At 33.8% G+C, this 10,056-nt stretch carries 10 protein-coding genes and 1 pseudogene; 7 read left to right on the plus strand and 4 right to left on the minus strand.

All coding sequences use genetic code 11. The features are described 5' to 3' along the window. The 3 genes and pseudogenes from J6569_RS10585 to nusG all read left to right on the plus strand — a co-directional run. A pseudogene (locus J6569_RS10585) lies at positions 1-91 on the plus strand (elongation factor Tu); the annotation flags it as partial. A gap of 134 nt (positions 92-225) precedes the next feature. Next, positions 226-627, plus strand: a complete 402-nt coding sequence (gene secE / locus J6569_RS10590; RefSeq protein WP_034913628.1) for a preprotein translocase subunit SecE — start codon at positions 226-228, stop codon at positions 625-627. A gap of 1 nt (position 628) precedes the next feature. Then, on the plus strand, positions 629-1,174 hold the full coding sequence (gene nusG, locus J6569_RS10595) for a transcription termination/antitermination protein NusG (protein ID WP_034913625.1): 546 nt from the start codon (positions 629-631) through the stop codon (positions 1,172-1,174). 212 nt (positions 1,175-1,386) lie between these two features. On the opposite strand, the gene J6569_RS10600 is transcribed toward nusG, so the two are convergent. Beyond that, positions 1,387-1,938, minus strand: coding sequence for an HPP family protein (locus J6569_RS10600; RefSeq protein ID WP_296318412.1), 552 nt, complete (start codon positions 1,936-1,938; stop codon positions 1,387-1,389). A 180-nt stretch (positions 1,939-2,118) separates the two neighbouring features. Between J6569_RS10600 and J6569_RS10605 the strand changes: the two genes are divergently transcribed. Beyond that, the gene (locus J6569_RS10605) at positions 2,119-2,691 is read left to right on the plus strand and encodes a TetR/AcrR family transcriptional regulator (protein WP_065560458.1); all 573 of its coding nucleotides are present in this window, start codon (positions 2,119-2,121) and stop codon (positions 2,689-2,691) included. 67 nt (positions 2,692-2,758) lie between these two features. Here J6569_RS10605 and J6569_RS10610 read toward each other — a convergent pair whose 3' ends face one another. Together J6569_RS10610 and J6569_RS10615 are read right to left on the minus strand one after the other, a co-directional pair. After that, the gene (locus J6569_RS10610) at positions 2,759-4,681 is read right to left on the minus strand and encodes an ABC transporter ATP-binding protein (RefSeq protein ID WP_296318413.1); all 1,923 of its coding nucleotides are present in this window, start codon (positions 4,679-4,681) and stop codon (positions 2,759-2,761) included. 146 nt (positions 4,682-4,827) lie between these two features. Further along, a complete protein-coding gene (locus tag J6569_RS10615) occupies positions 4,828-6,855 on the minus strand; it encodes an oligopeptide transporter, OPT family (RefSeq protein WP_366941274.1) in 2,028 nt (675 codons plus the stop codon). 190 nt (positions 6,856-7,045) lie between these two features. Here J6569_RS10615 and mazG point away from each other — a divergent pair, with 190 nt between their 5' ends. From mazG to J6569_RS10630, 3 genes are all read left to right on the plus strand, one after another. Then, positions 7,046-7,861: a nucleoside triphosphate pyrophosphohydrolase gene (mazG, locus tag J6569_RS10620; RefSeq protein WP_296318415.1), complete on the plus strand. Its 816-nt coding sequence runs from the start codon at positions 7,046-7,048 to the stop codon at positions 7,859-7,861. Then, the gene (locus tag J6569_RS10625; RefSeq protein WP_034913613.1) at positions 7,854-8,294 is read left to right on the plus strand and encodes a hypothetical protein; all 441 of its coding nucleotides are present in this window, start codon (positions 7,854-7,856) and stop codon (positions 8,292-8,294) included. The genes mazG and J6569_RS10625 overlap by 8 nt, the downstream gene beginning before the upstream one ends. Before the next feature lie 96 nt (positions 8,295-8,390). Beyond that, positions 8,391-9,083, plus strand: a complete 693-nt coding sequence (locus J6569_RS10630; RefSeq protein WP_218055792.1) for a glutathione S-transferase family protein — start codon at positions 8,391-8,393, stop codon at positions 9,081-9,083. A 112-nt stretch (positions 9,084-9,195) separates the two neighbouring features. Here J6569_RS10630 and J6569_RS10635 read toward each other — a convergent pair whose 3' ends face one another. Further along, entirely contained in the window at positions 9,196-9,684 is a 489-nt protein-coding gene (locus J6569_RS10635; protein ID WP_296302169.1) for a hypothetical protein, read from the minus strand. Between the last annotated feature and the right edge of the window lie 372 nt (positions 9,685-10,056).

Here is a 10,056-nt window from a genome sequence, read left to right on the forward strand (position 1 = left end):
CCCAATCGCAATGGCAGACGGCTTACGTTTTGCGATTCGTGAAGGTGGTCGTACTGTTGGTGCGGGTGTTGTTGCTAGGGTTATTAAATAATCTAGTATTAGCTACCAATAGAAAGGGTATCAATAGATGCCCTTTCTTATCTAGTCTGTTTAGCAAAATGTTTTTGATAAAAGAGCATTTTGGAAAATAGATATTACTATAAATAACATAATTATGGGTTTTATATGCTAGTAAGTAACGAGAGTCAAGATTCAAATACTATTCTAGACAAATTTAAGTGGTGTTTAGTTTTAGTATTGATTGCATTTGTTGTTTGGGGAAATTTTTATTTTGCTGAACCAAATGATATATATCAACCTAATACAATCGTTCGGATTATTGCAGTTGTTGTAATTTCGTTATTAACGCTGTTAATTGCGATTACAACAAACATGGGTAAGTCATTTTTGTTATTTTTACAAGAATCTAGAAAAGAATTAAGAAAAGTTGTATGGCCAACACGTAAAGAAACAGCACAAACAACTTTACTTGTTGCAGCTATTACACTTTTTGTTGGTTTAGCGCTTTGGGGGATGGATACAGTATTCCGTTTAGTCATCTTTTATTTAACATCAATAGGGCGTTAATATGAGCGAAACACAACAAAAGCGATGGTATGTTATTCAAGCTTATTCTGGGTATGAAGCGAGGGTTGCACAATCATTACGTGAATACATCAAATTACATAATATGGAAGATGCATTTGGTGAAGTTTTAGTACCCACTGAAGAAGTTGTTGAAATGAAAAGTGGTCAACGCCGTAAAAGTGAACGCAAATTCTTTCCTGGTTATGTGCTAGTTGAAATGATGATGAATGATGCAACTTGGCATTTAGTAAAAAGTGTACCAAGAACAATGGGATTCATTGGTGGTACTTCGGATCGACCAGCGCCTATCAGCCAACGTGAAGTTGATGCTATCATGAATCGTTTACAACAAATAGGTGATAAACCACGCCCTAAAACACTATTTGAACCAGGCGAGCTTGTTCGTGTTAACGAAGGTCCATTTGCTGACTTTAATGGTGTAGTAGAAGAAGTTGATTACGAAAAAAGTCGCTTAAAAGTATCGGTTTCTATTTTTGGACGTTCAACGCCTGTAGAGCTAGATTTTAGTCAAGTTGAAAAGAGCTAATCTTTTGATATAGTTTTTCACTGAATTAGCTGTATCTTTTAGAAAACCACAAGAGTCTATCTTGTGGTTTTTGTTTTTATGAAAGAAATATAATGCCTTTCCAGAATTTGAGAATAATAGTTCTGTTTCTAATATATTTAATCAAAGTGAGTTGCCAAGGTAGATAAAACCACTATAGGATCATAATTTATTATTAATATAATACAGGCAATCTATTCTTTTTTAGATTTTTTTATTCTTTTACCCATATCAAAGTGATATCCCAACCAATAGTTAGGCCAACGTGCTTCGATTCCTATATTATTAACTATTAAAGCAACCATGACTAATAAAACCGAACCTATAAGTACTGGTGTTATCAAGAATGAATAGTTAGTAATTCCAGACATCATGATTAGAATAGGGTTTGCACCAGCTGGAGCGTGAACTACACGTAGTAACTGCATCAATGCGATAGATGTCCCAACTGCTAATGCTATCGGTATAATTCCATTACTAAATAAATTAATGAACAACACACCTATAAAAGACGAAATAAAATGCCCTCCTATAACACTTCTTGGTTGTGCTAATGGAGATTTAGGTGCAGCAAATAACAAGACGCATGTTGCACCAAATGGAGCCATAATTGCTAATGTACCTCCCCACTGAGTGATTACGAGCAAAGTTAAAATCCCTAAAGCACCCCCAATAAATCCTCTCAATATAGCTACTGCGTTAGGTTTAGGTGACATCACCTCTCCTCCTTTTAATTTTTCTAGCATAAATCTCTCCTGTTTGGTTAATGTGGGATTTTAATAAAACTAGTAAGTCTATTAAGTAAACTGTCTCGTTTACTTAATGTGTGTTTATTAACTATAAAGGTCAAACATTATTTATAATTAACTATATTAGAGTTGTTGTGATAGAATCAAAAATATTCTAGCAATTACAAATAATAAAAAATGAAATTGAAGCCTGAAATTGTTGATATGATACTTGCTGCGGCTGAATCGCTGTTTAATGAATATGGTTATCATCCTGTTAGTTTAGAGCTTATTGCAGAAAATGCAGGTGTATCAAAAAGAACATTATATAAATATTTTGGTGACAAAAATGGGCTTGTAAGTAAAGTGTTACTTAGGCGGAATGATTGTTTTAAAAAATCACTTACAGATGTTATCGCTGTTTTTTCTGAAAAAAAAGACAAAATCAATGCAATTATTTCATGGCATATAAAATGGTTTAAGAATGATAATTACCGTGGTTGTATGTTTGTACGAGCCAAGTCAGAATATAACAATAAAAGCGAAGAAATATGCGCTATTGTTAGTGAACATAAAAAGTGGATTCAAGATAGGATTTTTGAATGTCTAGGAGGCACAAAGTCATGTGAACAAGCATCTTGCCTAATTATGTTAATACTTGAAGGTATGATATCTTGCACATCCGTTTTTGGTATTGAGGGATATGATTTTGAACAGGCAAAAATGTACATCTATGATATCGTCGATAACATTGGCGAGGATAACCTATGAATTTAAATAGCTGGCTTATAGACAATGGATAGCCATTACCTCAAGCCTATTAACCGAAATGATCAATTTAATCTAAGTTAAACGATTCCAATTGTTGTTGTAATTCTAACCATTGTAGTTCTGTTTCTTCTAATTGATTTTTAAGTTGGCTTTGCTCTAGTAACAAAGTTGTAAGTTCGTTTTTTTTGCTCGCATCATAGATTGCAGGATCAGACAGTTGTTCTTCAATTTGCTTTAATTGATGGGTTAATTTATCAAGCATCTGTTCTTCTTTTTGTAACTGTTTTTTTATTGGCTGCATTTGTGCACGTAATTCAGCTTGTTTACGTTTTTGCTCTTTACGATCTTGAGCTGATATATTACTTGTATTTTCTTTTTTGGGTGAATTTATTTCGTCATTTGATTGGTTATCATCTTTTTGTGCTTCGGCTAACCATTTTTGATAATCATCAAGATCGCCGTCAAATGGTTCAACTTTATGATCATGGACTAAATAGAATTCATCGGTGGTCGAACGCAACAAATGGCGATCATGTGACACCACCACTAATGCACCATCAAAATCAATCAATGCCTCAGTTAGAGCTTGTCGCATATCTAAGTCTAAATGATTGGTTGGCTCGTCTAATAAAAGAAGATTTGGTTTTTGCCAGACAATTAAAGCTAAAACAAGTCGCGCCTTTTCACCACCCGAGAAAGTTTTAACTGGCTCGGTGACTTTGTCGCCTTGAAAATCAAATCCACCTAAATAATTACGTAGTTCTTGCTCTGTATTTTTCGGTTCGGCAAGTTGCGTTAAATGCCAAAGTGGTGACTCATCGGGGCGTAGATATTCTAATTGATGTTGAGCAAAATAGCCTAATTGAACACCTTTAGCGAGATTAATATGGCCTTCTTTAGGTGCAAGTTCTCCGGCCAGTAATTTAATCAGTGTTGATTTCCCAGCACCATTGCGTCCTAATAAGCCAATGCGTGAACCAGGGACTAAATTAAGCTTAATTTTTTCTAGTATAATTTTATCATCATAACCCGCTACAACTTTTTCCATCCTTAACAAAGGACTTGGTAAGAATTCAGATGGCTTAAAATTAAAATGAAATGGATTATCAACATGAGCAGGTGCAATCAGTTCCATTCTTTCTAGCATTTTTATACGGCTTTGTGCCTGTTTAGCTTTTGTTGCTTTGGCTCTAAAGCGATCGATATAATTTTGTAAGTGTGCAACTTTGAGTTGTTGGCTTTCATAAAGAGACTGTTGTTGAGCAAGTTTAGTTGAACGTTGGATCTCAAAGGAGGAATAATTGCCCGTATATTCAAATAAACTTTTTTGTTCAATATGAATAATTTTATTGACTAAAGGATCTAAAAAATCACGGTCGTGAGAAATTAAGATTAATGTTCCTTGATAGTTGCTTAGCCATTTTTCAAGCCAGATGACAGCATCTAAATCAAGGTGATTGGTTGGTTCATCAAGCAATAATAAATCAGAACGACACATTAACGCTTGTGCCAAATTCAATCGCATTCGCCAACCACCAGAATAGGATTTAACGGGTGACATTAATTGCTCATTAGAAAACCCCAATCCATGTAATAATGTTGCAGCTCGTGCACGAATTGTCCATGCATCTATGGTATCAAGCTTTTCATGAATGACCGCAATTTGTTGACCATTATTTTGCTCATTGGCAATATTTAACTGCTTTTCTAATTGACGATATTCACGATCACCATCAATAGCATATTCAATCGCTGGGATATCTAATGCAGGTGTTTCTTGATTGACCCAAGCAAGTTGCCATTGCGATGGTATACTTAACGTGCCGGCATCAGCTTGAATTTCACCTTTAATTAGTGAAAACAGCGTCGATTTTCCGCAACCATTTTTACCTACTAACCCAACTTTTTGTTGAGGATTAATGGTTGCTGATGCATTATCTAAAAGCAAGTTAACGCCTCGGCGCACTTGGATTGAATCAAAAATTATCATGATATTTTTGTCTATTATTCAAAATAAAGTAGGTTAATAAAAATTGTTTTAATCATCTAAAATCAGGAACGTTATAAAACAATCAATTTAAACAAAAAAGCCCTTTGTTGAAACGAAAAGGGCTTAAATTTAATTATTCAATAGGACTATTTCTTAATTGCTGATAAAGCACGACGGATAAAGAACGTACATATACCAACAAAAACAAAAAGCCCTAAAAGTTGTGGTAACATACCTAAATCGAGCGGTATTGCGAGTGGAGCATCATTTCCGCCATTGGTGATGCTAATCACAATTACAATAGCCAATAACACGCCAACTAAACTCTCGCCAACAATCAGGCCCGATGCAATTAGCGCCGCTTTACGATCAACTTTTTGGTATTGTTCTTCTGGATCTAAATTTTGCGCTTGGGCTTTTTTGTACGCATTACGTTTAATTATCCATGATAAAAAAGTACCAATAATAATTGGTGTTGTAATGCTTGGCGGTAAATAAATGCCTAACCCAACAGCAAGAGCAGGTATGCGAAAATTAGATTTATTTTGGGCAAGAATTAAATCAACAATAATAATAGCAGCACCTAAAGCAAGTCCTATTAAAATCATCGTCCAGTCAAGTTGATGAGCAAAAATTCCCTTAGCAATTGTTGTCATCAATGTTGCTTGTGGTGCAGCTAAAACTTGGCTTACATCCATATCTTGGCGAGGTAAAGCGCCAGTAAAGCCATAAGCGTTATATAAAATCTCTAAAATAGGCGCAATAACAATTGCACCAACAACACAGCCAAGTAATAATGCGACTTGTTGTTTCCAAGGCGTAGCATTAACCAAATGACCTGTTTTTAGGTCTTGTAAATTATCATTTGAAATACAAGCGATCGCCAATACAGCACTGGTTGTAAAGAGCGCAAGTGCGGTTGCAAAATTAGAACCTTCAATAGAAGATAGCATACCATTAGCTTCGCCTAAACCTAATAAGATCAATGAAATGACTACCACAGCAACAATTGCTATTCCTGATATTGGGCTTGCTGATGAGCCAACAAGTCCAGCCATATAACCACAAGCGGCAGCCACTAAAAAACCCATAATAAAAGCAAATAATACAGCGCAAAAAACTAATGTCCAAGCGACGCCTGCTGATAACCCACTATTGTCAATGAAGCTATAAAAAGTCACTAACAAAATAGCTAACATACTGCCCATAATGACTAAAATAGTTTTAGGTGATAAATCCCGCTCGGTTGATGCAATATCACTGTCAGACGCATCTGAACGCATACTTTTAAACGAGATTTTTAACCCTTCGGCCATCGGTTTGATTAACGTGAGTAATGTCCAAACGGCTGCAATTGCGATTACCCCTGCACCAATAAAACGAATATCTTTTGCCCAAAATCCCATAGCAACTTCAGATAACGGTTGACTAGTATCATAATCGGTAATTGCACTTAAAATTGGAACGCCAAATACCCAACCAATAATAGTACCAATTAAAATAGCAATTCCAGACATAATTCCGATTAAATAACCAGCACTAAGTAAAGCTAATGAGAACCCTATAGGCAGTTGAAAAATAGACTTACCAGCAGTAAACCAATAAGCAGTGCTTTCTGATAACGCACGAAAACCATTAGTAAAAAGGCTAACAATGGATGCAATCACGCCACCAAATAAAATATCTTTTAGCCCATCATTAGCTTCATTATTATCGGTTTTAGAGCCAGCTTTTAAAATTTCAGCGGCAGCCACACCTTCAGGATAAGGTAAATTACTTTTAACGACCATTACATGACGTAAAGGAATTGAAAATAAAACCCCAAGCATTCCGCCTGCGGCACATATTGCAAAGGTTAGCCAAAAAGGAAAGTGTTGCCAATAACCAATCATTAACAACCCTGGTAGCACAAAAATAATTGAAGATAAAGTGCCAGCTGCTGATGCCTGAGTTTGCACCATATTATTCTCTAAAATAGTTGAACCTGAAAACAGTTTCAATACAGCCATTGAAATTACTGCAGCAGGGATTGCTGACGAAAAAGTTAATCCAACTTTTAAGCCAAGATAAACATTCGATGCAGTAAAAATAACAGTAATAAGAGCGCCGAGAATGGTACCTCTTAAAGTAAGCTCGCGTAAATTATTCATATTGTTTAATAACGTTAAATTAATAAGCAGGTATTATATACTTAATTCACATTTATCGGCTAGAAGTTCCGTATTTAGGGCTATTTTTACAATTTATATTATTATTTTTGGTGAAATAATTATCAATAATAGCAAAATATATAAGCGCCAATGTTTAAAAGAGTAACCGTTTTGCTATGAAACCATTTACAATAGTTCAATCAATGATTGATTTATGAGAGATATTTTGAACGCATTACGACGCTTACAAGCCATAACCAAACAACTTCGTGATCCTGTTAATGGTTGTCAATGGGATCGGCAACAAACTTTTGCATCACTAAAATCGTATACTTTAGAAGAAACCTATGAAGTTTTAGATGCAATTGATAAACAAGACATGGATGAGCTAAAAAAAGAACTTGGTGATCTACTATTTCACATTGTCTTTTATGCTGATTTAGCCCAAGAACAAGGAAGCTTTAATTTGGATGAGATTTGTTTATCGGTTGTAGATAAATTAGTTTATCGTCATCCTCATATTTTTACTGAAAAAAAGAATGAAAAAACTAACTGGGAACAACTTAAACAAAAAGAACGAGACCAAAAAGCGCAATACTCATTGCTTGACGATATACCCCAAGCAATACCAGCGTTAATGCAAGCAGAAAAAATTCAAAAGCGTTGTGCCTCGGTTGGTTTTGATTGGCATGATATAAAACCTGTGCTTGATAAAGTAAAAGAAGAAATTGGTGAAGTCGAGCAAGAATTAGAACGCACTAAACAAGATCCACAAAAAATTGAGGAAGAACTTGGTGATTTATTGTTTGCGACTGTCAATTTAGCTAGACATTTAAAGGTTAAATCAGAACTCTGTTTACAGCAAGCCAATAAAAAATTTACCCGACGATTTCAACAAGTAGAATCGATACTCAAACAAAAAAACTTATCTTTAATTGATGCAACGCTTGAACAAATGGAAGACGCGTGGCAAAGTGTTAAGCAATTAGAACAGATTAAACTCAATAGCGAAGTGAATAAAAATGACTGAACAAAAAAATGAATTATATCAAGAGATCGAAGCATGGGCACAAAATGCGATATTAAATAGTCCAAAATGGAGCATTAATCAGCTCGATTACTCTGAAAAAAGTATTACGGTTGTTGAAATGATCATCAGTGAGCTGGCTGAAAAAAACTTTAGCATTCCAGAAGAACAACTCAACATGATATCGCAAGAATACGGATGTTATTTATTGCTCACCGCCCATAAAATATACGGAGGTGAATTTTATTGGAACGAAGAATTTCAACAACCCATGTTAATTTGCTGTGAACCTGATGCCATGATAGTCCTCATGACATGGAACAAAGTAAAAGGACGATTAGTAGGGGATAAAGCCGATCATATTGCTTATTTCTTAGATGAATTTGGCAAAGCTACTTTTCAACCCGAAAAAGGCACTCATGTGGTTTATTTGTAATAAAAATAATCATTCTTAAAATTCTTTACCAATAAAACTAAGCAAGTAGATAAATATTAACAAACTTTATATTATTGAATTAGATGGAGATTGAAAGTGAATTACAAACTTTATATAGGCAATAAAAACTATTCAACGTGGTCTATGCGCCCTTGGGTTGTAATGAAACACTTTGGTATTCCTTTTGATGAAAAGTTTGTTAGATTTGATAACCTTGACGATAAATCTGCTTTTAAAGCAACAATATCCTCAATATCGAAATATGGTACAGTACCAATTTTAGTTGATAATGATGTGGTGATATCTGATTCTTTGGCTATTTGTGAATACTTGGCTGAAAAACATCCCAACTTAGCTTTATGGCCGATAGATACTAAAAAAAGAGCTAATGCTCGCAGTTTAGTGGCTAAAATGCATTCAGGATTTTCTGCTATTAGAAAACATTTACCAATGAATATTGAAGCTGAGTTTTTCGAAATTGGGCAAATTATTTTACGTGATCATGCTGATGTCAAAAATGAAATTTCTCTTGTTGATGAATTATTATCTTCTTTCTTAAATTTTAATTTACCTCAATCTAACTACTTATTTGGTGAATTTACTATTGCTGATGCTTTCTATGCACCAATGTGTTTAAGACTAAAAAATTTCGGTATCAAAACATCGGCAACGTTAACCAACTACATTAACACTATTTGTCAAACTCATAGTGTTAAAGAATGGATAAGTGAGGCAATGCAAGAAAAAGATTTTATTGTGGTGGATGAACCTTATCGTCTACACCGTTAATTAACAAATTCTAAGATATTTTTAAATTACTCGTGTGATAGCCTCGAATCTTTGAGGCTAAACAGATACTTTGTACACTAAAAGCAACGTTATTACTGTCTAAATAACTTAATTATTCATAAATAGTTGTTAATCGAGAAAATCTTGTTCTTAATGAAATATAATCTTTTGAAAAATAATTAAATTTAATTTCTATCTCTTGGTTTATTAATTTAAATTTCATAATAACATAAGGATGAGAATTAAATTTAGCAGAGAATAAATCATCATAATTAAGCCTTGATACAATTTTATTTGTATCTTTATCTGTAAAGCAGATTTGTTTGTTCATTCGATCAAAATACATAAAATTTTTGTAGGTTTTATCGCAATAAAAATTTGAACGCACAAACTCATCCTTAAACTCATTTTTAAAAATTGTAATATGTTTATTAATAATAATATTTGTGTATTTAATAAATACCAGATAGTAAGCTAAAACGCCAATAATGATAAATATGAGTCCAATATAATAATTTTTGAATAAAAAACTGCAAAAAGAAAAGGCCCCCAAAAGTGGCAAACATCCGCCAGCAATAAATCTTGTAATTGAAAATAACACCTATACCTCCTTTGTATTATGTGTAAATTATATTTTGAAAAAGATATTCAATATAATCAAGCTTTAATTCCTATAGTTAAACGTATAACAGCCTGAACATTTTTATTTTTTTAATGCTTCTTAAGCTTAGTAGGGTTTAGAACATTTTGGCCTTTTACGCAAGTTAATAATATCAGTGATATTGTCCAAATTAGGTTATTTTTATGCAAAATTTCATAATGCCTAGCGACACCTCCCTGATTGAAATACTAAACAGTTTTAGTTATCGACAGTCGATAATGTGCAAAAAATTCCCTATCCCTAAAGTTGAATTATTTTCATCTTTACATTTCTTTACAAAAAAGTCCGCCAAAAAACTAGCCAACCATTTTT

This window comes from Gilliamella sp. (genome assembly GCF_024104075.1).
GTDB classification, from domain to species: Bacteria; Pseudomonadota; Gammaproteobacteria; order Enterobacterales; family Orbaceae; genus Gilliamella; species Gilliamella bombi.